Source organism: Mycobacterium sp., from assembly GCF_035274705.1.
Lineage (GTDB): Bacteria > Actinomycetota > Actinomycetes > Mycobacteriales > Mycobacteriaceae > Mycobacterium.
Genome location: NZ_DATENY010000139.1, coordinates 1 through 20,316, shown reverse-complemented (window position 1 = coordinate 20,316; position 20,316 = coordinate 1). Strand labels below are relative to the sequence as shown.

The following is a 20,316-nucleotide window of genomic DNA, read 5'->3' as shown; positions in this document are numbered from 1 at the left end:
TGCGGGCCGGCGACATCGTGGTCGTCGACATCGGCGGCCCGTACGAGCCGGGCTACAACTCCGACTCCACGCGTACCTACAGCATCGGCGAGCCCGATCCAGAGGTCGCGCGCCGCTACGCCGTCCTGCAGCGCGCGCAGCAGGCTGCGGTGGAGGCGGTGCGCCCGGGGGTGACCGCAGAACAGGTGGATGCCGTGGCCCGCGACGTGCTCGCCGCCGAAGGGTTGGCGGAGGCTTTCGTGCACCGCACCGGCCACGGCATCGGGCTGTCGGTGCACGAGGAGCCCTACATCGTGGCGGGCAACGACATTCCGCTGGAGCCCGGTATGGCGTTTTCCGTCGAACCGGGCATTTACTTTCCCGGCCAGTGGGGCGCGCGCATCGAAGACATCGTGATCGTCACCGCCGACGGTGCGCTATCGGTCAACGGCCGCCCGCACGAGCTGGTCGTGGTTCCTGGCGAGCAGACGTAAAACTGCCCTATTTCGCCATGAAATGGGCAGTTTTACGTCTGCTCGCGCTGGAAAGGCGACTCAATCTTCGGCGCGGTCCAGCAGATCGGACGAGCCCAATACCCGCTCGACGCGGACTTCGATCACCACGCGCTTGGGATTGACCCGCGGTGTGCGGTAGCGCTGGGCATAACGCAGTTCGGCGTCGCGGACGGCATCGGCGTCGGTGTTGACACTGGCCTTGCCCTCCAACGACAGCCAGCGGGCACCGTCGACCTGGCTGAGCACCGCGACGCCGCGTTCATCGGCGTTGACGGCCTTCTGCGATCCGCCAGTGGTGATCACGCGGGCGATATGCGTCTTGGGGTCGAAGGTGAAACCAACCGCCACCACATGCGGCGAATTGTCCGAGCGAAGCGTCGTCAACATGGCCAAATGCCGTTCGGTGAGAAACGCCAACGCATCGTTGGTGAGCCGGGTGGTTGCCTTCGCCATCAGGCCCCACGGTAGCGCAGGCGATAATCACAGCCGTGAAGGACACGAGCGGCGGGCTGGTCGTCATTTTCGGCGGCCGCAGCGAGATCGGGGTCGAGCTGGCCATCCGGCTGGCGCCCGGCGCGACGGTGGTGCTGGCCGCCCGCCGCGCCGACGACCTCGACGAGCAGGTCGCGGCCGTGCAGGAGGCCGGCGCCACCGCTGTTCACGTGCGGGAGTTCGACGCCGACGATATGGAGTCGCACGGCCCCCTCGTCGACGCCATGGTGGCCGAGCACGGTCCGATCGGCACCGCGGTGCTGGCGTTCGGCATCCTGGGCGATCAGGCCCGCGCCGAGAAGGATCCGGCCCATGCGGCGGCGATCCTGCACACCGACTTCGTCGCTCAGGCCGCTCTGCTGACCGTGCTGGCCGAGACGATGCGCGCCGCCGGCCGCGGAACGATCGTGACGTTTTCGTCGATCGCGGGCGCGCGGGTGCGCCGCGCGAACTACGTATACGGGTCGGCGAAGGCGGGATTGGACGGGTTCTGCAGCGGTCTTGCCGACGCGCTATACGGCTCGGGGGTGCGGTTGCTGGTGATGCGGCCGGGATTCGTGATCGGGCGGATGACCGAGGGCATGGCGCCTGCGCCGTTCTCCAGGACTGCGCCGCAGGTGGCCGACGGGACCATGCGCGCATTGAGGGGAAGGCGGCGTAGCGTCTGGATTCCGTGGCAGCTGGGAGCGCTCGCGGTTGTGATGCGACTGTTGCCGAGGCCCGTCTGGCGAAGGATGCCGCGATGATCGTGGTGATCGGAATCGGCGCCGACGGCATGGCGGGACTGGCGCCGGTCTCGCTGGCCGAGTTACGCAGGGCGACGGTCGTTTACGGCTCGCATCGCCAACTCGACCTGCTCGACGACAGCGTAACGGCGGAACGTAAGGAGTGGTCGTCGCCGCTGCTGGGCGTGCTGCAGACGATTCGTGACGACACCCCCGGCGATGTGCACGTGCTGGCCAGTGGCGACCCGATGCTGCATGGGATCGGCACCTCGTGCATCCGCTTCTTTGGCGCAGAGCGTGTCACGGTGCTGCCGCATGTGTCCTCTGTGACACTGGCGTGCGCCCGCGTCGGCTGGAACGTGCAGAGCACGGAGGTGATCAGCCTGGTGACGGCCGAGCCGCACACCGCCGTCCGGCGTGGCGGTCAGGCCGTTGTGCTGTGCCGTGACGGCTCGGGACCGGCGACGCTGGCTCGGCTGCTGAGTGACGCCGGCCGCGGCGACTCCGAACTGACGGTGCTTGAACAGCTCGGCGGACCGGACGAGCGGCGCCGTTCGGCCACCGCCCGCGAGTGGGCGGCCAACCCGCCTGAGGACGTCGACGACCTGAACGTGGTGGCCGTGCGTTATCTGCCCGATGAACGTCAACTGCAGGTGCTGCCCGACGATGCGTTCGATCACGACGGGCAGATCACCAAGCAGTCGATTCGCGCGGTGACGCTTGCCGCACTCGCGCCACGGCCCGGCGAGCTGTTGTGGGACGTCGGGGCGGGCTCCGGCAGCATCGCGATCGAGTGGTGCCGCAGCGGATCAGGTTGTCGAGCAATTGCTTTCGAACGCGACGAACAGCGGCGCACACGGATCGCCGCCAACGCGGCGGCGCACGGCGTCAGCGTAGACGTGCGCGGGGAAGCTCCGGCCGCGCTCACCGAAGCGGCGCTGAGCAGCGGTGGGGTGGACGGCGTGCCACGCCCAGCGGCGATCTTCGTCGGCGGCGGCCTCACCAATTATGGGTTGATCCACGCATGCCTCCGATACCTTCCGCCGGGTGGCCGCCTGGTTGCCAACGCCGTCACGGCGGAATCCGAATCCGTTCTCGCCGGCTGGCATTCGCGGATGGGCGGTGAGCTGCGGCGGTTCCAGCATTACCGCAGTGAGCCGCTCGGCGACTTCACCGGGTGGCGGCCCGCGATGCCCGTCACCCAGTGGACGGTGACCAAGCAATGACGGTCTATTTCATCGGGGCCGGTCCCGGCGCCGCGGATCTGATCACCGTGCGCGGGCAGCGACTGCTGAGCCGCTGCCCGGTGTGCCTGTACGCCGGCTCGATCATGCCTGAGGATCTGCTCGCTCTGTGCCCGCCCGACGCCCGCGTCGTCGACACCGGCCCGTTGACGCTGGATCAGATCATCACCGAACTGGCCGACGCTCACAATGCTGGACTCGACGTGGCCCGTCTGCATTCCGGCGACCCCTCGCTCTACAGCGCCCTGGCCGAACAGTGTCGGCGCCTCGACGAGATCGGCGTCGACTACGAAATCGTGCCGGGCGTACCGGCGTTCGCTGCTGCGGCCGCGGTGCTGGGCCGTGAGCTGACGGTTCCCGGCGTGTCTCAGACGGTCACACTGACGCGGGTGGCGACGCTGTCGACCGCGATGCCGCCGGGGGAGGACCTGCAGACGCTGTCCGCGTCAGGGTCGACGCTGGTGCTGCACTTGGCCGCCGCGCAGATCGACGCGATCGTGCCACAGCTGCTCGCGGGCGGCTATCGGCCGGAGACCCCATGCGCCGTGGTGGCGTTCGCGACCTGGCCGCAGGAGACCGTCCTGCGGTGCAACCTGGCCGAGCTCGCCGACGAGATGAAGGCGGCCGGGGTCACGCGCACTGCGGTCATTGTCGTCGGCGATGTGCTTGCTGCCGAAGGGTTTTCCGACAGCTACCTGTATTCGTCTGGACGGGTGCGGCGGGGCAGACACTGATGCGTGTCCTGCTGCTCGGCGGCACGTCGGAGGCGCGTGCGCTCGCCGCGCGACTGCACCCGGACGTCGACGTGATCAGCTCGCTGGCTGGTCGCGTGCCCGACCCGGCGTTACCTGTCGGTGAGGTGCGCATCGGCGGGTTCGGCGGCGTCGACGGGATGCGCCGATGGCTGGCAGATTCCGACGTCGACGCCGTTGTCGATGCCACGCATCCCTACGCCGCGACCATCACCGCGCACGCAGCGACGGTCTGCGACGGGCTGGGCCTGCCGCATCTGGTGCTGGCACGTCCCGCCTGGCCGCCGGGCGACGCAACGCTCGCCGCCTCCGACGTCGATGCGGCGAAAACCATTGCTGATGACGGGTATTCGCGTGTCTTCCTGACCACCGGGCGGTCGGGTGTCGCAGCGTTCAGGGATGTCGACGCATGGTTTCTGATCCGTGCGGTCACCCCGCCGGATCCCGACACGCTTCCGCGGCATCACGAAGTGGTGTTGTCGCGAGGGCCGTACCGCTACGACGGCGAGCTGGAACTCCTGCGCGAGAACCGCATCGATGCGCTGGTGACCAAGAACAGCGGGGGAGCGATGACACGGCCCAAACTGGATGCGGCCGCCGCACTTGGCGTTGCCGTGGTGATGGTGGACCGACCGCCGCTGCCGGAGGGCGTGGCCACAGTGGACAGCGTCGACGCCGCCGTCGAGTGGGTCAAATCGACTGGTAGCTCTTGATCAGGTCGAGAGTGCCGAGTTCGCGGATGGCCCGGCAGCCACGGTGCAGCATCGTCAGGATCATCTCGTCGCCCCGTTCCGTCGACGCGGCGAACGCGAAGCCGAGTGCGGTGATCAGTGGCGCTTGGACCACGCCCAGACGGTAGTCGTGCCAGCAGGTGTCGGCGTCGTAATCCGCTACCCCATAACCCAACAGGGCCTTGTGGTAGCGGCCGACGAGGTCCTCTTCTATCTCTGATCGCACCTCGGGCACCAAGCTGGTTGCGGTGAAGTACGCGAGATCCCGCCCCGGCAGGCCGACGCCCATCGTCTGCCAGTCCACAACCGTGACCCGGGTGCGGTCGGGGTCGAAGAGCATGTTGTCCAGCCGATAGTCACCGTGCATCAGCGCGAACCGTTTCGGCTCGGCCAGCAGCCACGGCATCACCAATCCCATTGCAGCACGCAGTGTTTCCTGATCATCGACGCTCATGCGATCGCCGAGCTTCTCGATCGTGATGTCGGCGGCCATCACCGACACGTCACCGAGGCCCTTGGCGGCCGCCTCGTCGCCCGGCTTGGGCATGGAGATTGCCGACAACCCAAGCCACACCGGATCACACCAGCTCGGGCCGTGCAGCCCGGCCAGCGCCTCGGCCGCCAGTTGGGCTTCTCCAGGTGTGCAGCCCGCGATCTGATCACCCTGCACGGCAGGAGCCATATCGGCGAGCAGCAGCACGAAATCCATACCGTCGTTGGCGATATCGCTGTAGAAGCAGCCTGGCACCGGGATGCGCACCCGGTCGGCGACGTCGGTGTAGAACTCGACCTCGGAGAGATACCCGAGTGCAACCCGCTCGCGCACGGTGTCGTCCTGTGCGGGCAGTTTGACCGCGAACGTCGGCGGTAGACCCGCGTCGGCGCTATACGTCGGCGCCACCCGATAGGTCGCACCGGTCTGCCCGGTGCCGATCGGCGTGACCTCGACGTCACGCACGTCGGCCGTCAGCACCGCCGACAGCCAGTCGCTGGTCAGGTCGGCGGGATGGCGCGGTATGGACGCAGCGGTGGCCATTCGCGGACATTAATCCGCCGTGACAAATCCTGTCAAAGATGTCACGTCGGATATCCGCCTGCTCTCTCGAAACTGCTCACAGATCGCGATTTCGCGCCCGAGGGCGATCTGTCCGCGGTTTCGGCGAGTCACGTCGGGTAGTGGCGCGGGGTGAAGACGCGGTCGTCATACCACTGCGTCTGCGACGACCCGACAATCAGCAGGCAGCGCATGTCGACGTCGGCGGGATCGAGGTCCGCGAGCCGGACCACTTTGACTTCTTCGCGTGGGCCGGAGACGTCGCGGCCGATCACTACCGGTGTGCTGGAGTCGCGGTGCTCGAGGAGCAGGTCCCGCATGGCGCCCACCTGCCAGGTGCGGCTCTTCGACGCCGGGTTGTAGATCGCGATAACCAAGTCGGCGCGCGCAGCCGCGGTCAGACGCTGCGCGATGACGTCCCAGGGCTTGAGCCGGTCGGACAGCGAGATGACGGCGTAGTCGTGCCCGAGCGGCGCGCCGACGCGGCTGGCCACGGCCTGTGCGGCGGTCATCGCCGGGATCACCCGCACCTCCACGCCCGGCCACTGCTTGGCCTCTTCGAGCACGGCGGTCGCCATCGCGAACACGCCAGGATCGCCGGACGACACCACCGCAACGGCGCGGCCCTGCTGCGCGAGCGTGCAGGCCAGCCGGGCGCGCGCAGGTTCGTCGGTGTTGTCGCTGGGATGGTGGCGCTGGCCGTCGCGGTTCGCGACGCGGTCCAGATAGGGGCCGTAACCGATCAGGTCGCTGGCCGCGGCCAGCTCGCGACGGCTCTGCGGGGTCATCCAGTCGCTGTCGCCCGGGCCGAGGCCGACCACCGCGACGCTGCCGGTCGACTCTCGGCGCCGCGGCGTCCCCGGCAGCATCGCCAACGAGAAGTACGGCACGCTGTCGTCATCGACCTCACCAGCCGGAAGCACCCGTTCACGATCGGTGCTCGCGCGTTCGACGTAGAACGTCTCATCGAGCCGTCCGATCGACGAAAGCGCTTCCCGCACAGCGGGATACGAGCGTCCTAGCTTGAGCACCACGGCGGCGTCGGTGTCGGCAAGGCGGCGCTTGAGCTCGTCGACGGACAGCGTGCCGGGCAGGATCGTCAGTACCTGGTCACCCTCGACGAGCGGTGTCGCGGTCGCCGCCGACGCGGCGCTGACCGACGTCACCCCGGGCACGATGACGGCGTCGAACCGTTGCGTGAGCCGGGTGTGCATGTGCATGTACGAGCTGTAGAACAGCGGATCGCCCTCGGCCAGCAGGGCGACGTTGCGGCCCGCGTCGAGGTGTGCGGCAATGCGGTCGGCGGACTCGCGATAGAAGTCCTCCATCGCGCCGGCGTAGCCGCCCGGATGGTCGGTGGTCTCGGTGGTCACCGGGTAGACGAGGTGCTCCTCGATCTGCCCTGCCCGCAGATACGGTTCGGCGATGGCGCGCGCGATGCTGCGTCCGTGGCGGGCGCTGTGATATGCCACGACGTCGGCCTCGGCGATGAGGCGGGCCGCCTTGATGGTCACGAGTTCGGGGTCACCCGGTCCGAGGCCGACCCCCCACAACGTGCCTCTGCTCATTCGCGATCACTCGCGATCGCATTGACGGCCGCGGCCGCCATCGCGCTGCCGCCGCGGCGGCCCTGCACCACCAGGTAGGACATTCCGCGCGGTTGTTCGATCAGCTCCTGCTTGGACTGCGCCGAGCCGACGAACCCGACCGGTCCGCCGAGGACCGCGGCCGGCGTGGGAGCGCCGTCGTCGACCAACTCGAGCAAGCGGAACAGCGCGGTCGGCGCGTTGCCGATGGCCAGCACGGCGCCGCCGAGCCGGTCGGCCCACAAGTCCACTGCGGCAGCCGACCTCGTGCTACCGAGGCGGGCGGCGAGGTCGGGGGCCCGCGTGTCGGCGACAAGCGATACGACCTCATTGTCGGCGGGAAGGCGCGACTTGGTGATCCCCGCGGCGACCATTGACGAATCGCACAAGATCGGCGCGCCTGCGACCAGCGCCGCATGTGTCTTGGCGACGACGTCGTCGCTGAAGGCGACATGCTCGGCGACGTCGACCTGACCGCATGTGTGGATCAGGCGCACCACCACCCGCGCGACGTCGTCGGGGAACCGCGACAGGTCCGCCTCGGCGCGGATCGTCGCGAACGACTGCCGGTAGATCTCGGCGGCGTCGCGGATGTAGTCGAGCACTCGCTCACCCTAATGCGGACGCTGCTGATACCCCTCACCCGTCGCGACAAGCACCTCGCCGACGGGCGGGCTGCCACACGCGCGTTCGCATCCGACGAAGTGCCGATGACCGGCGGCCGGCTCGTCGAGCGCCGCCGCGGCGTCGGCGCGGACGTCGGCCGCCGAACGCTCACAGCCGGGGCTACCCGTGCACGCGCTGACCGCCAGCCACGGCGAGGTCTCGTCGAACACCAGCCCCGTCGGCGCCAGCACCCGCACTGCCACATCGGCGACGGTTTCGTCGAGGTCGAAGACCAGCACCGAGCGCCAGGGGGTGATGACCATCGGAGCGTCGATGGCCGCGAGGTACTCCGCGACCCTGGCCTGCAGCACACCCAGCGGTACGGCGGCGCCGAGCGCGACCTTGCCGTCGTCCTGCTGCAGCCAGCCCACCGGTGGCCGGGTGACCGGTGGCCACACCGCACCGGGTGTCGTGATGGCGGTGAGGTTCTCCAGCAGGTGCGCCGTGTCGTCGAGTTCAGCTACGCGCCACGCCGTTCCGCGAATCTGGGCGAAACGCTCGGCGACCGCGACGAGCGTCGGCACCACGTCGGGCATCGGAAGCCGGACTCCGGTGTCGCGGCCGGCCAGCAGCAGTGCTGCGGTCGACCCGTCGACGACGTGCACACCGGCATCGGCGGCGAGTCCCGACACGTCGGCGCGGCCGTCGTCGATGCCGAACATGAACCGGCTCGGCAGCTCAGCGAGCGGGGGCGCGGCCAGTATCGCTTCGTCTAGATCAGTGACCAGCCCCCGGATATCGGTCAACCCGCCGAGACGACCGGACAGCGGTGACGCGACGATGTTGCGGACCCGCTCGTGCGTGTATGAGGGCAGCAGGCCCGCCGCGGCGACCGCCTCAGCGACCGCCGCGGTATCGGTGATCGCCCGGATCTGAATGCTGCCGCGCGAGGTGAGTTCCATGGCGGGCGAGCCGAATCGACTGGCGGCATGCGCGATCGCCTGCAGCTGGCTGGGCGAGATCACGCCTCCCGGCAAGCGGACGCGAGCCAGCGCTCCGTCGGCCGCCTGGTGCAGCTGCAGCGCGCCGGGGCAGGCGTCCTGATCGCGCATCCTGGCCACCCGAACACCGTACGGCGCGACGGCAAGACGACGCGAACGAGTGCGTCAGCGCCGTTGCTGGATTCGCATTTCCGGTGCAAATTGGCGCGCGAGACCCGCATCTGACCGCGGCTACTCAATCACGGCGCTTGCCCAGTTCAGCGACGGGGGTCTCCTGCGAAAGTCAAGGGAATCCGCCGAAAATTCATCCTGAGCGTCAAAAAGTGCGGGATTCGCCAGCGGATTCAGGTAGTTGACCACTCGTGAGGATCGCTAATGATCGGCGCAGAGTTTCTTCCATCCACACCGGTCGGGCCCGCCGCCCGACCGAACAACAAGGGGAGAAACTGAAATGTCTGAACTGTTAGCGCCATTCGGCGCTCCGCCTGAAGTTGTCGAAGAATCCGACGACACTGCACATCCTGTTGCGGCACCGGCTTCGGTTGGCGTGACGCACGAACCCGTCGTGATCACCGAACAACAGGTTGTGTTCGCCACCGCCGCGGCCGTGCCGTTACAGCCCGCGAAGATCCGCAGCTGGATCTCCCGGGTCGTCGGCGCGATCGTGTCCGCGGCCTCTGTGACGTCCAGCAACGAGGGAAGGCCGAAACCGCGACACTACCCGTCGCGTTACGACTTTCTCGAGGACGCGCGGATGGCGCGGGAGATGCACCGGCTATAGATCAGCTGGCCAACGCCGAGTAGTGCGATGCGTCCCCCACAACCACGCGGCTGCGCTGGCCGTGGATATCCACCGGGATGTCTCCGGCCAGCGTGACGCGGTTGAGCCGCCGGTACTGGTCGTCGTAATCCGCGACGGCATAGTGCTGAGTGGCACGGTTGTCCCAGATGGCCACATCGCCCGGCGTCCAACTCCAGCGAATGGTGTTCTCCAGCTTCGTGACTCGAGCCTGCAGCAGCCCGAACAGCGTGGCGGACTCGGTAGGCCCGAGCCCGACGAACTGCTTGATGAAGTGGCCGAGCAACAGCACACGCTTACCGGTTTCGGGGTGCACCCGAACGACGGGATGCTCGGTCTCGTAGTAATCCGACACGAATTCTTGGCGGTATTCGCGCACGTTGTCTGCCAGCTCCTCGTGCCGACCGTCGTAGTCGGCGGCGTAGTCGTATTGATTGGTGTGCACCGCCCACAGGTTCTCGGCCAGTGCGCGCAGCGGACCCGGCAGCTGCTCGTAGGCCGCCTCCGTCGACGCCCACGTCGTCGTACCGCCGAAGCTCGGCAGCGAAACTGCCCGCAGCAGAGAAGCTTTCGGGATTCTGTCGACGAAGGTGACATCGGTGTGCCAGCTATTGGCCTTGTCGTAGCGTGAGTCGATCGGCAGAACCGATCTGCCGCGCGACAGTGTTGGGTGCGCGGTCGTCGGGGTGCCCAGCCTGTTGGCCAACGCGAGCTGGCCGTCGTCGTCGAGGTCGTGCTGGTCGCGGAAGAAGATGACCTTGTGCTCGAGCAGCGCGCTGTTGATCGCCTCGACGGTTTCAGCGTCGAGATCATCGCTCAGCCATACGCCGTCGATGCGGGCGCCGATATTCGCGCCGAGTTTCACCACGTCGATTAAGTCAGTCACCCGCGAATCGTCGACCATCGAGGCGCAGCAATACACCCTTTAAATGACCGCGATCAGAAGGGTGAGTGTGACCGCCGCCACACCATGGCCCTTCGTGATCCGTCCCACACAAGTTGGTCACTTTTGCTCGTCGAGGTCGTACGTTTCCCCTAACTGCACTCGTGTACAACAACGAGTTGCCAGGAGAAGGGAACGACGATGTTCGCACTCGTTCTTTTCGGCGTGCTCCTGCTCGTGCTGATCGCCGCACTCGGCCTGCCCTACCCGCAGACCTGGCACGGCCGCTGGGGCAACTACGACCGCTGACCACCGACCGCACCGCCTCGGGGTGCGGTGCGGTACGAATGGTGGGTGACTGGCCTTTTCCCGCCGCCCCACCCGGGTCCGACCGTCCTGCTGCTGTCGACGTCCGACACCGACCTGATCACGGCGCGTGCCAGCGGGGCGGCCTACCGGTGGGCAAACCCGTCGAGGCTCGTCGACGGCGAGCTGACTGCACTGCTGGACGGCGTCGATGTCGCGGTTGTCCGGATCCTTGGTGGGTATCGGGCCTGGCAGGAAGGCATCGACGCGGTAGTGGCGAGTGGTGTGCCGACCGTCGTCGTCAGCGGCGAGCAGTCGCCGGACGCCGAGCTGATGGGCCAGTCCACGACACCTGCCGGCGTTGCGCTGCAGTCGCACGTCTATCTCGCGCAGGGCGGTACGGAGAACCTTCGACAGCTCCACGCGTTCCTGTCCGACACCCTGCTGATGACCGGCTTCGGGTTCGCGCCGCCGGTGACGACGCCGAACTGGGGTGTGCTCCAGCGGTCGTCAACAAACGCTGACGGGCCGACCATCGCCGTGCTGTACTACCGGGCTCAGCACTTGGCCGGTAATACGGCCTATGTCGAGGCGCTGTGTAGGGCCATCGAGGATGCCGGTGGGCGTCCGCTGCCGGTGTTCTGCGCATCGCTTCGCACCGCAGATGCCGGCCTGCTGGATCTGCTCTCCACCGCCGACGCGATGGTGACGACCGTGCTGGCCGCGGGCGGCGCCACGCCGGCCGGCGTCGGGGCGGGCGGCAACGACGACAGCTGGAACGTCGCGCATCTGGCCGCGCTCGACGTCCCCATTTTGCAGGGCCTCTGCCTGACGAGTTCCCGCTCGCAATGGGAGGACAACGACGACGGCCTGTCGCCCCTCGACGTTGCGACGCAGGTCGCCGTGCCGGAATTCGACGGCCGCATCATCACGGTTCCGTTCTCGTTCAAGGAGATTGACGACGAGGGCCTCATCTCGTACGTGGCCGACGACGAGCGATGCGCCCGCGTCGCGGGCCTAGCCGTGCGCCACGCCAAGCTGCGCGCGATCGCCCCCGCGGACAAGCGCGTGGCGCTCGTGTTCTCCGCCTATCCGACCAAGCACGCCCGCATCGGCAACGCCGTGGGCCTGGACACACCGGCCAGCGCGGTCGCGCTGCTGCGGGCGATGCGCTCTGCCGGATACGCGGTCGGCGAGATACCCGGTGTCGACGCGCAGGACGGTGATGCGCTTATCCACGAGCTCATCGCCCGGGGCGGTCAGGATCCCGACTGGCTCACCGACCGTCAATTGGCCGGCAATCCAATTCGGTTGTCCGCCAAGGACTATCGGGACTGGTTCGACACGTTGCCGCAGGAGCTCACCGACGCGATCGTCGAGCATTGGGGTCCGCCGCCCGGCGAACTGTTCGTCGACAACGGTGACATCGTCATCGCGGCGATTCAGGCCGGCAACATCGTGCTAATGGTGCAGCCCCCGCGCGGTTTCGGCGAGAACCCGGTGGCGATCTACCACGACCCCGATCTGCCGCCGAGTCATCACTACTTGGCCGCCTACCACTGGATCGACGCCGGATTCGGCGCGGATGCCGTCGTGCATCTCGGTAAGCACGGAAACCTGGAGTGGCTGCCGGGCAAGACGCTCGGGATGTCGGCGGCGTGCGGGGCCGACGCGGCGCTGGGCAACCTTCCACTGATCTACCCTTTCCTGGTCAACGACCCGGGGGAGGGCACGCAAGCCAAACGCCGTGCCCACGCGACACTCGTCGACCACTTGATTCCGCCGATGGCGCGGGCCGAAACCTACGGCGACATCGCTCGTTTGGAGCAACTGCTCGACGAGCACGCCAACATTGCCGCGCTCGACCCCGGCAAGCTGCCGGCCATCCGCCAGCAGATCTGGACGCTTATGCGTGCGGCGAAGATGGATCACGATCTCGGTCTGGAGGACCGGCCCGAAGACGACTCGTTCGACGACATGCTGTTACACGTCGACGGCTGGCTGTGCGAGATCAAAGATGTCCAGATCCGCGACGGCCTGCACATCCTGGGTGAAAAGCCCACGGGCGATGCCGAACTGGACCTGGTGCTGGCCATCCTGCGCGCACGCCAGTTATTCGGCGGCGAGCAGACCGTTCCCGGTCTACGGCAGGCGCTTGGCCTCGCCGAGGACGGCAACGACGATCGTGCCGATGTCGACGCGGCTGAGACGCGGGCCCGTGAACTCGTTGCCGCACTGCAGAAGGCCGGTTGGGCCGCGGATGCCGTCGACGGACTCACCGACGACGACGATGTCGCCCGCATCCTGAAATTCGCCGCGACCGAAGTGGTTCCGAGGCTGGCGGGCACCTCGCAAGAGATCGACCAGATCCTGCGGGCGCTGGACGGGCGGTTCATTGAGGCGGGTCCGTCGGGGTCTCCGCTGCGTGGCCTGGTCAACGTGCTCCCGACCGGACGCAACTTCTATTCCGTCGACCCGAAGGCGGTGCCGTCGCGACTGGCGTGGGAAACCGGTGTGGCGATGGCTGATTCGCTGCTGGCGCGGTATCGCGACGACTACGGCCGCTGGCCGCAATCCGTCGGTTTGTCGGTGTGGGGCACATCCGCCATGCGCACTTCGGGCGACGATATCGCCGAAGTGCTTGCGCTGCTGGGTGTCCGGCCCGTCTGGGATGACGCGTCGCGACGGGTTGTCAACCTCGAAGCGATTCCGCTGGACGAACTCGGACGACCACGCATCGACGTCACCGTGCGCATCTCCGGGTTCTTCCGCGACGCGTTCCCGCATGTGGTCACGATGCTCGACGACGCGGTGCAGCTCGTCGCCGGTCTGGACGAGCCGGCCGAGGATAACTATGTGCGTGCCCACGCCCAGGCTGACATCGCCGACCACGGCGATCAGCGCCGCTCCACGACAAGGATTTTCGGCTCCAAGCCGGGCACCTATGGCGCGGGTCTGCTGCAACTCATCGACAGCCGAAACTGGCGCGACGACGCCGACCTCGCGCAGGTGTACACCGCATGGGGCGGCTTCGCGTACGGGCGCGGCCTGGACGGCGCACCCGCAGCCGACGACATGAACCGGCAGTACCGGCGGATCGCCGTGGCGGCCAAGAACACCGACACCCGCGAACACGACATCGCCGACTCCGACGACTACTTCCAGTACCACGGCGGCATGGTCGCCACGGTGCGCGCGCTGACCGGGCAGGCGCCCGCGGCCTACATCGGCGACAACACCCGGCCCGACGCGGTGCGCACGCGCACGCTGTCGGAGGAGACGACACGCGTGTTCCGCGCGCGCGTCGTCAACCCGCGCTGGATCAACGCAATGCGCCGGCACGGCTACAAGGGCGCGTTCGAAATGGCCGCCACGGTCGACTACCTGTTCGGATACGACGCGACTGCTCATGTGATGGCCGACTGGATGTACGAGCGGCTGTCGGCGGAATACGTGCTCGACGACGAGAATCGCAAGTTCATGGCGGAGTCCAACCCATGGGCGCTGCACGGGATGGCGGAGCGACTGCTGGAGGCAGCCGGCCGCGGCATGTGGGCGCAGCCTGAACAAGCCACTCTCGACGGGCTGCGCCAGGTGTTGCTCGAGACGGAAGGCGAACTCGAAGGCTAGGTCCGGCGGGCAGGAGCGCTGGGGGTACCTCCCGCGCGCAGCGCAGGGGGACGACCCGGGAAGATAGATTGGGTTCGTGCCTGTCACCCTTGCCGAGATCGCGAAGTCCGAGTACATCCTGCTGACCACGTTCACCAAGGACGGCCGCCCCAAGCCGACGCCCATCTGGGCGGCGCCCGACGGAGAACGCCTGCTGGTCATCACCCAAGAGAAGTCATGGAAGGTCAAGCGCATCCGCAACACGCCACGGATCACCCTGGCGGCCTGCGACATGCGCGGAAATCCCAAGAGCGAGACCATCGAGGCGACCGCCAGCATTCTCGACAAATCGCAGACCGGCGCCGTCTACGATGCGATCGGCAAGCGTTACGGGCTGTTGGGCAAGACGTTCAATCTGTTTTCCAAGCTGCGCGGCGGTATGAAGAACAACGTCGGGCTCGAACTGAAGGCGGCGTGACCATGGCACCGACATTCGGCGACATCGCCAAGGCCAAATACATTCTGCTGACCACGTTCACGAAGGACGGCACGGCGAAGCCGACCGCGATCTGGGCGGCGCCCGACGGCGATCGTCTGCTCGTTATCACCGAACAGGACTCGTGGAAGGTCAGGCGGATCCGTAACACTCCGCGGGTCACCGTGGCGGTATGCGACCCGCGGGGCAACCCGAAGAGCGATCCCGTGGAAGCCGTCGCCCGGGTGCTCGACAAGTCCGAGGCTGCCGACGTTCGACGCGCGATCAACGAGCGTTACGGCGTGCTTGGCTGGTTGTTCGGCGTGTACATGAAGGTGCGCGGTTTGGACAAGAAGAGCGTCGGCGTGGAAATCACGGCCGCCTGACCGTCCGCGCCGCGTCAGAACCCGAGATGGGCGTCCAAACCCGTATCGGCGTGCGTGGTTTCGTGGACTGAGTTGTCGTGCAGTGACGTGTCGTGCACCGAGCTGTCGTGGACGGAGCTGTCGTGCACCGAGGCGTCGACGATCGAGGACGAGTGCACCGACGAATCGTGCACGGAGTTGTCGACAGTCGACGTGTGCATGAGCGTGCTGCTGTCCACGCCCGTGGTGTTGCCCGAGCCGTGGATGTCGGTGATGGTCTGACTGCCGTGCACGCTGGTGGTGTTCCCATCGGACACCGTCGTGGTGCCGTGGCCTGAGGTCTGGATGACCGTCCCGTCATGCGAGCTGAGCACGTCGCCGCCGGCTGAGGTGTTGCCGGTGGCGTTGCCGTCGCCGACCGTCACGGACGAACCGGAACCGGCGTGGATATCGCCGTTGTTGACGGTGTTGCCGTTGCCCAGTACCGCACCGTCGCCGCTGACGATATCGCCGTGCGTGCTGCCACCGACGGCCACCGCCCCGTCACCTTGCGCAGTTGTCTTGTCGCCCAAGGTGATATCGCCGAGGCCGAAGCTCAGACTGTGGTCGTCGGAGATGTTGGTGGTCGGACTCATGAAGCTGTTGTTACTGGCCAGATCCGCGCTGGGGGAGAAGTCGGGCTGAGGCGCGAAGTCCGGTGCAAAGCCGTAGTGGGTCGACACCGCCTGCTGCAGGTCGGCCACCGCGTCGCCGCTGCCGCCCATCGCCAGGCTCGGGATGGCCGTCGAGGCGACCGATTGCAGTTGGGCCGATGTCACCGTCGACAGCCCGGCATCGGCCAGCGCCTGGTCCGGGTTCGCGACGAATGCCTGGGCTTGGCCTTCGTCGCGGAACAGGTCGAGGATGTAGTCGATCAGGTTGATCATGGAGCGCCTTTCATGGTCTCAGCAATCACGGCCCCCGACACGCGCTCAGACGGTAGTGACGCTGCCTGGCAGCTCGGTGTCATCCAGCCATGGACTTGCTGACAGTTCCCAGGGTGACTAGAACAGGCGGCCCAGCCTGGTCACATTGAGCGGCACCCCCACCACGCTGAGCTGATTGATGATGTCCTCCAAGCGTTTTCGCGGGACATCCATCCGCCATTCGGGCAGCATGCCCGACAGGCGCACCACGCCGGGCGCAAAGCTGATGCTCGTGAGGATCAGCCCGTGCGGAAGGTCGGGAAGGCGCACAGGATAGGCCGGGGTGCGCGAAGGCAGTCTCCATCGTGACTCGCGGAAGACCAGACCGCGGGGCTTGAGCCAAAGCGTGGAACCGTCGAGTTGCGCGTCCACCTCGACGTTGCCCAGCATCGGCCGCCTTGCGAGTCGCAGCCGGGCAATGCCGTCTAGCCCCACCTCGCCGGAAAGTCGCGGCGCGGCCCACTGGAACAGGTCGTCGAGCACAGGCGCGGGCACCTCTAGCGTCAGCTCCACCGGGGCCGCTACCAGCGTCGGCGGGGCAGTGGGCTTCATGTGCACGTTGTGCAGCACCGCGGTGGCGTGGTCGAATACGCTATCGCCCCAACGGATGTCACGCACGGCGAGCCGCACGTCGTTGAGCTGGCCGACGGACAGCCCGCGCACGTCTAGCCGGGAATCAAACTCGGTGACCGTCAGCGTCAGATCGCCGTCTTCGAGTCGAACGGCCAAGCGCCGGCCCACCGCCAACCGCCGCACGGTCATGAACAGCGTCCGGTACGCCGCCGCGGCTCCGCTGCTGACGGGGGCGACCGCCGCCGAAGACCACAGCGAGGCCAGCATGTCGATCGGCCGGAACGGGTCGAATCGGCGTAGCGGTCGCGGACGCGTCATGGCATCCAGCATCCGTCATGCGCCGGGCGGAGTGAAGCTCGACAGCAGTGCCCGCATGGACTTGGCGACGGCGTGACGCGTTTCGACGGGATCGGGCGAGTTCGCGATCAGCATCGCGCCGCGGGTCAGAGCCCCGAGCAACAGCCGGGTGGCGGTTTCGGGGTCCTCCACTGTGATCGTGCCGGCCTTCGCCGCCGACGTGAGCGCGTGCACGATCGCGGCGTGGGCGTAGCGCTCGTCGAGCTCGGTGTAGCGGGCCAGCCCGAGCACGGCCGGCCCGTCGACGATCAGGATGCGCTGCACGTCAGGTTGCAGCACGCCGTCGAGGAATGCCTCGAATCCACGGGCGAGTTCGTCGACGCCGTCGGAGGCGCCCTGTGCCGCCTCGGTCGAGGCCTTCATCAGGTCGGTGTGAGCCTGCACGAACACCGCCTCGAAAAGCGCTGTCTTGGTGGGGAAGTGGTGATACAGGGCGCCCGTCGTGACACGAGCCTCGCGGGCCAGGTCCTCGACCGAGGTGGCCCGAAAGCCGTGCTCGCCGAACAGGCGTTGACCGGCAGCGACCAATGCCGCGCGTGTCTGCGCGACCTGCTCCGCACGCAGCGAGGCAGGCTGCTCGCCGGCCGGGTCGGACATCTGAGGCTCCTATGCGTTGAGATCGAGCATACCCTATTGACATAGTGACAATATGTGAAATAGTTCTGCTATGACATCAGCATCTGTCGATCTCCGTGGGCCGGCCGAGGACACTCGCCGCGAGTACGGCTCACTGCTCAACGCGCTGCGCGACGCTGTGGCCAGGACCGCTGACCTGTGGCGTCGCATCGACCGTCCCGACGCGCCGGCGCCGGGGCTGATCTGGACCGCTGCCGAGACCGCTGCGCACGTCGTCGGTGACCTCCGTGATTACACGCAGGCACTGACACGGCATGCGAATGGCTATATGACCCATGCCAATCGGCCCATGGAGTCGCCGTCGCGGCTGAGCGCCAAGGTCAACGCCCGACACCTGGAAGAGATCCCCGAGCGCGACCTGCACCGGCTCGCCGACTTGCTCGAGCAAGCGGCCGCCGCGTACCTGGAGGCCGCGGCGTCGGCGGACGTCTGCGCCGATATCCCGACGCCCAACGGGCTGGTGATCGGCCCCTCGACGATGACGGCGCTGCTGCTGGGCGAGCAGCTCGTTCACGGCCTCGACGTGTCGCGCGCGGCGGGCATGCCATGGACGGTTGCGCCCGCCGACGCGCTGTTGGTGATTCCGGGTGTGTTGACGGTCGCGCCGCAGTACCTGCGGCCGAAGCGCGCCGCGGGGGTGCACGTGTCGTTCGAATTGCGCATACGCGGCGGCGCGAGCTACCGGATGGCCGTCGATGACGGCACAGCGGTCGTCACCGCAGCGGGTCAGAGGGCCGACTGCGTCATCACGGCGGACCCGGTCGCGTTCCTGCTGCTGGGCTTCGGCCGGATCCCGCAGTGGTCGCCGCTGCTGCGTGGTCAGCTGCGTCCGGGCGGCCGAAAGCCGTGGCTGGCGATGAAGTTCGGCACGCTGCTGTATAGCCCGTAGCACGTAAAGTGGGGGTCGATGACCTCCGTGGTAATCGTCGGCAGCGGGTTCACCGGCTTCGAGTGCGCTCGTCATCTGGCCCGAAAGGTACGTAGACACCAAAAAAACACAGCATCGGTCGACATCTCGATCATTTCGCCGGTCGACTACATGCTGTACACACCGCTGTTGCCGGACGTCGCAGGCGGCGTGGTTGACGCACGTTTCGTCGCGCTGCGGGCGCTTGCCGATTCGGCCGCCAAACAGATGAACTTCGACCCGGCCGCAGTGAAGTTCGTGCTGCTGGATCTGGCCGAGCAGGTTATGCCCGAAGTGGGGGAGAAGCTCGGGGCCGCGGCGATGCGGGTACTGAAAGCGCGTGGCATCGACGTCCGGCTCGGCGTCACACTGAAGGCAGTGCCGAACACGTTGTGCTGAGCGATGATTCGCTGATTCGCACACACACGGTCGCATGGGTGACCGGCGTGACGGGCGCTCCGCTGATCGAGAAGCTGGGTTTGCCGACCAAGAAGGGGCGGCTGAAGGTGCAGACGGATCTGCAGGTGCCGGGACACCCCGATGTGTTCGCGGCGGGCGATGCCGCCGCGGTGCCCGACGTCACGCAGCCGGGCGAGATCACTCCACCCACCGAGCAGCACGCGACGCGGCAAGGAAAGGTGTTGGCGCACAACGTCGCCGCCAGCCTCGGTTACGGCAGCCCGAAGCAGTACAAGCACCGCAACATGGGGTTGGTGGTCGACCTCGGCCCTCGCCACGCAGTCGCGAACCCGCTGAACATCCAGTTGTCCGGATACGCCGCCAAGGCAGTCGCCCGCGCATACCACGTGTACGCGATCTCGCGGTTCGTCAATCGCTGGGCCGTGTCACTGGCGTATCTGACCGATGTGTTCTTCGATCGATCGGTGGTCTCGATGGGGCTGGCGTCGGAGGAGGACGCACAGTTCGCGGCCAGCGAGGGAATTCCGATGCCAAAACCGGACTGATTCAACCCCACTTGACCGGGAACGCGAACGGCCTGGACACGAAGGACATCGGGAGCGCCGACGACGCGCACGCCTCGTTCGTACATTCGAAGACCGACCTGGCACTGGCCTGGCGCATGGAAGTCAAGGCCGACGACGGCCACTGGGCGTTCTTCGACAACAGCGAGGGCGACCGGCAGTACTAGGGGTCGTCGGGGGTTTGACGCACTTTGTGAAGCGATGAGCTCGAGTATTTCGTCGATTTTGCGTCGATTCCTTATTGCTCGGGGTCCTGACCTGGTCCGCGGTTCGCGGTTGTCGTAGCCGGTTGACCTGTTGCTCTTCGGTTTTGGGCTGTGGGAAGACCGCTTTCGGGGCGACCCCGCCGCAGATCGTGTGGTTTTCGCGACGTCGCGCGATTTGGGCGGCCGAGATTTGTCGTACCCGTCTGTGATGATGAGGTTTATGTCCTTGACCGCGTCGCCTCCTGCGGCGGTGAGTCCTGCTGAGCGTGTTGAGGTGTTGTTCGAGGAGTTGGGGGAGTTGGCCGGTCAGCGCAATGCGATTGATGGGCGCATTGTGCAGATCGTCGCCGAGCTGGATCGTGACGAGTTGTGCGGCGCTACTGGGGCGCGGTCGGTGGCGGCGTTGGTGGCCTGGAAGCTGGGTTTGTCATCGGCAAACGCGCACACGATCGCCACGGTGGCGCACCGGCTGGAGGAGTTTCCCCGCTGCGCGGCGGGTATGCGGGAGGGCCGGCTGTCGCTGGATCAGGTCGGCGTCATCGCGGCGCGCGCGGGCGAGGGATCTGA

General features: G+C 67.2%; 21 protein-coding genes and 1 pseudogene. 13 read left to right on the top strand and 9 right to left on the bottom strand.

Going from position 1 to position 20,316, the window contains the following annotated elements; genetic code table 11:
* Positions 1–473: M24 family metallopeptidase (locus VJV41_RS28035; RefSeq protein ID WP_325339370.1), on the top strand; the 473-nt coding region annotated here is incomplete at its 5' end.
* A gap of 60 nt (positions 474–533) precedes the next feature.
* On the opposite strand, the gene VJV41_RS28030 is transcribed toward VJV41_RS28035, so the two are convergent.
* Complete coding sequence (locus VJV41_RS28030; protein ID WP_325339369.1) at positions 534–947, bottom strand: F420-dependent biliverdin reductase; 414 nt, start codon at positions 945–947, stop codon at positions 534–536.
* A 35-nt stretch (positions 948–982) separates the two neighbouring features.
* Here VJV41_RS28030 and VJV41_RS28025 point away from each other — a divergent pair, with 35 nt between their 5' ends.
* The 4 genes from VJV41_RS28025 to VJV41_RS28010 are packed head-to-tail and all read left to right on the top strand — an operon-like array spanning position 983 to position 4,420.
* Positions 983–1,732: an SDR family NAD(P)-dependent oxidoreductase gene (locus VJV41_RS28025; RefSeq protein WP_325339367.1), complete on the top strand. Its 750-nt coding sequence runs from the start codon at positions 983–985 to the stop codon at positions 1,730–1,732.
* Positions 1,729–2,937, top strand: a complete 1,209-nt coding sequence (cbiE, locus tag VJV41_RS28020; protein WP_325339366.1) for a precorrin-6y C5,15-methyltransferase (decarboxylating) subunit CbiE — start codon at positions 1,729–1,731, stop codon at positions 2,935–2,937. Before VJV41_RS28025 ends, cbiE begins: the two co-directional genes overlap by 4 nt.
* A complete protein-coding gene (gene cobM, locus VJV41_RS28015; protein ID WP_325339365.1) occupies positions 2,934–3,689 on the top strand; it encodes a precorrin-4 C(11)-methyltransferase in 756 nt (251 codons plus the stop codon). The genes cbiE and cobM overlap by 4 nt, the downstream gene beginning before the upstream one ends.
* Entirely contained in the window at positions 3,689–4,420 is a 732-nt protein-coding gene (locus VJV41_RS28010; RefSeq protein ID WP_325339363.1) for a cobalt-precorrin-6A reductase, read from the top strand. Before cobM ends, VJV41_RS28010 begins: the two co-directional genes overlap by 1 nt.
* On the opposite strand, the gene VJV41_RS28005 is transcribed toward VJV41_RS28010, so the two are convergent.
* From VJV41_RS28005 to cobG, 4 genes are all read right to left on the bottom strand, one after another.
* Positions 4,398–5,474, bottom strand: a complete 1,077-nt coding sequence (locus VJV41_RS28005) for a phosphotransferase family protein (RefSeq protein WP_325339361.1) — start codon at positions 5,472–5,474, stop codon at positions 4,398–4,400. The two genes, VJV41_RS28010 and VJV41_RS28005, sit on opposite strands and share 23 nt — an antisense overlap.
* Positions 5,475–5,602: 128 nt before the next feature.
* Complete coding sequence (locus tag VJV41_RS28000) at positions 5,603–7,060, bottom strand: precorrin-2 C(20)-methyltransferase (protein WP_325339359.1); 1,458 nt, start codon at positions 7,058–7,060, stop codon at positions 5,603–5,605.
* A complete protein-coding gene (locus VJV41_RS27995) occupies positions 7,057–7,683 on the bottom strand; it encodes a precorrin-8X methylmutase (RefSeq protein WP_325339357.1) in 627 nt (208 codons plus the stop codon). The genes VJV41_RS28000 and VJV41_RS27995 overlap by 4 nt, the downstream gene beginning before the upstream one ends.
* Positions 7,684–7,692: 9 nt before the next feature.
* Positions 7,693–8,805 carry a precorrin-3B synthase gene (cobG, locus tag VJV41_RS27990; RefSeq protein WP_325339355.1) on the bottom strand — a complete coding sequence of 371 codons (1,113 nt, stop codon included), beginning with the start codon at positions 8,803–8,805 and terminating at the stop codon, positions 7,693–7,695.
* Positions 8,806–9,136: 331 nt separating this feature from the next.
* On the opposite strand from cobG, the gene VJV41_RS27985 reads away from it, so the two are divergent.
* The gene (locus VJV41_RS27985; protein WP_325339354.1) at positions 9,137–9,466 is read left to right on the top strand and encodes a hypothetical protein; all 330 of its coding nucleotides are present in this window, start codon (positions 9,137–9,139) and stop codon (positions 9,464–9,466) included.
* A gap of 1 nt (position 9,467) precedes the next feature.
* Here VJV41_RS27985 and VJV41_RS27980 read toward each other — a convergent pair whose 3' ends face one another.
* Positions 9,468–10,370, bottom strand: coding sequence for a TauD/TfdA family dioxygenase (locus tag VJV41_RS27980; RefSeq protein WP_325339352.1), 903 nt, complete (start codon positions 10,368–10,370; stop codon positions 9,468–9,470).
* Between the two features lie 351 nt (positions 10,371–10,721).
* Here VJV41_RS27980 and cobN point away from each other — a divergent pair, with 351 nt between their 5' ends.
* The 3 genes from cobN to VJV41_RS27965 all read left to right on the top strand — a co-directional run bounded on the left by cobN (position 10,722) and on the right by VJV41_RS27965 (position 15,143).
* On the top strand, positions 10,722–14,303 hold the full coding sequence (cobN, locus tag VJV41_RS27975) for a cobaltochelatase subunit CobN (protein WP_325339350.1): 3,582 nt from the start codon (positions 10,722–10,724) through the stop codon (positions 14,301–14,303).
* Between the two features lie 76 nt (positions 14,304–14,379).
* On the top strand, positions 14,380–14,760 hold the full coding sequence (locus VJV41_RS27970; RefSeq protein ID WP_325339348.1) for a PPOX class F420-dependent oxidoreductase: 381 nt from the start codon (positions 14,380–14,382) through the stop codon (positions 14,758–14,760).
* Positions 14,761–14,762: 2 nt separating this feature from the next.
* Positions 14,763–15,143 carry a PPOX class F420-dependent oxidoreductase gene (locus tag VJV41_RS27965; protein ID WP_325339347.1) on the top strand — a complete coding sequence of 127 codons (381 nt, stop codon included), beginning with the start codon at positions 14,763–14,765 and terminating at the stop codon, positions 15,141–15,143.
* Between the two features lie 14 nt (positions 15,144–15,157).
* On the opposite strand, the gene VJV41_RS27960 is transcribed toward VJV41_RS27965, so the two are convergent.
* From VJV41_RS27960 to VJV41_RS27950, 3 genes are all read right to left on the bottom strand, one after another.
* The gene (locus VJV41_RS27960) at positions 15,158–16,048 is read right to left on the bottom strand and encodes an IniB N-terminal domain-containing protein (RefSeq protein ID WP_325339345.1); all 891 of its coding nucleotides are present in this window, start codon (positions 16,046–16,048) and stop codon (positions 15,158–15,160) included.
* Positions 16,049–16,165: 117 nt separating this feature from the next.
* Positions 16,166–16,978 carry a hypothetical protein gene (locus VJV41_RS27955; protein ID WP_325339343.1) on the bottom strand — a complete coding sequence of 271 codons (813 nt, stop codon included), beginning with the start codon at positions 16,976–16,978 and terminating at the stop codon, positions 16,166–16,168.
* A gap of 15 nt (positions 16,979–16,993) precedes the next feature.
* Positions 16,994–17,614 carry a TetR/AcrR family transcriptional regulator gene (locus VJV41_RS27950; RefSeq protein ID WP_325339341.1) on the bottom strand — a complete coding sequence of 207 codons (621 nt, stop codon included), beginning with the start codon at positions 17,612–17,614 and terminating at the stop codon, positions 16,994–16,996.
* A gap of 70 nt (positions 17,615–17,684) precedes the next feature.
* Here VJV41_RS27950 and VJV41_RS27945 point away from each other — a divergent pair, with 70 nt between their 5' ends.
* The 4 genes and pseudogenes from VJV41_RS27945 to VJV41_RS27930 form a co-directional block, all read left to right on the top strand.
* Positions 17,685–18,542: a maleylpyruvate isomerase N-terminal domain-containing protein gene (locus VJV41_RS27945; protein ID WP_325339339.1), complete on the top strand. Its 858-nt coding sequence runs from the start codon at positions 17,685–17,687 to the stop codon at positions 18,540–18,542.
* An 18-nt stretch (positions 18,543–18,560) separates the two neighbouring features.
* Positions 18,561–19,525: pseudogene (locus VJV41_RS27940) on the top strand (NAD(P)/FAD-dependent oxidoreductase).
* A gap of 11 nt (positions 19,526–19,536) precedes the next feature.
* Complete coding sequence (locus tag VJV41_RS27935; protein WP_325339337.1) at positions 19,537–19,710, top strand: hypothetical protein; 174 nt, start codon at positions 19,537–19,539, stop codon at positions 19,708–19,710.
* Positions 19,711–19,969: 259 nt separating this feature from the next.
* The coding region (locus VJV41_RS27930) for a DUF222 domain-containing protein (protein ID WP_325339335.1) at positions 19,970–20,316 on the top strand (347 nt) is incomplete at its 3' end.

Excerpts from the sequence above, each read along its gene's own strand:
- VJV41_RS27985 (WP_325339354.1), top strand. The coding sequence starts at position 9,137 with ATGTCTGAACTGTTAGCGCCATTCGGCGCTCCGCCTGAAGTTGTCGAA.
- VJV41_RS27945 (WP_325339339.1), top strand. The coding sequence starts at position 17,685 with ATGACATCAGCATCTGTCGATCTCCGTGGGCCGGCCGAGGACACTCGC.
- VJV41_RS28005 (WP_325339361.1), bottom strand. The coding sequence starts at position 5,474 with ATGGCCACCGCTGCGTCCATACCGCGCCATCCCGCCGACCTGACCAGC.
- VJV41_RS28000 (WP_325339359.1), bottom strand. The coding sequence starts at position 7,060 with ATGAGCAGAGGCACGTTGTGGGGGGTCGGCCTCGGACCGGGTGACCCC.
- cbiE (WP_325339366.1), top strand. The coding sequence starts at position 1,729 with ATGATCGTGGTGATCGGAATCGGCGCCGACGGCATGGCGGGACTGGCG.
- VJV41_RS27965 (WP_325339347.1), top strand. The coding sequence starts at position 14,763 with ATGGCACCGACATTCGGCGACATCGCCAAGGCCAAATACATTCTGCTG.
- cobM (WP_325339365.1), top strand. The coding sequence starts at position 2,934 with ATGACGGTCTATTTCATCGGGGCCGGTCCCGGCGCCGCGGATCTGATC.
- VJV41_RS28010 (WP_325339363.1), top strand. The coding sequence starts at position 3,689 with ATGCGTGTCCTGCTGCTCGGCGGCACGTCGGAGGCGCGTGCGCTCGCC.
- VJV41_RS27955 (WP_325339343.1), bottom strand. The coding sequence starts at position 16,978 with ATGACGCGTCCGCGACCGCTACGCCGATTCGACCCGTTCCGGCCGATC.
- VJV41_RS28030 (WP_325339369.1), bottom strand. The coding sequence starts at position 947 with ATGGCGAAGGCAACCACCCGGCTCACCAACGATGCGTTGGCGTTTCTC.
- VJV41_RS27950 (WP_325339341.1), bottom strand. The coding sequence starts at position 17,614 with ATGTCCGACCCGGCCGGCGAGCAGCCTGCCTCGCTGCGTGCGGAGCAG.
- VJV41_RS27960 (WP_325339345.1), bottom strand. The coding sequence starts at position 16,048 with ATGATCAACCTGATCGACTACATCCTCGACCTGTTCCGCGACGAAGGC.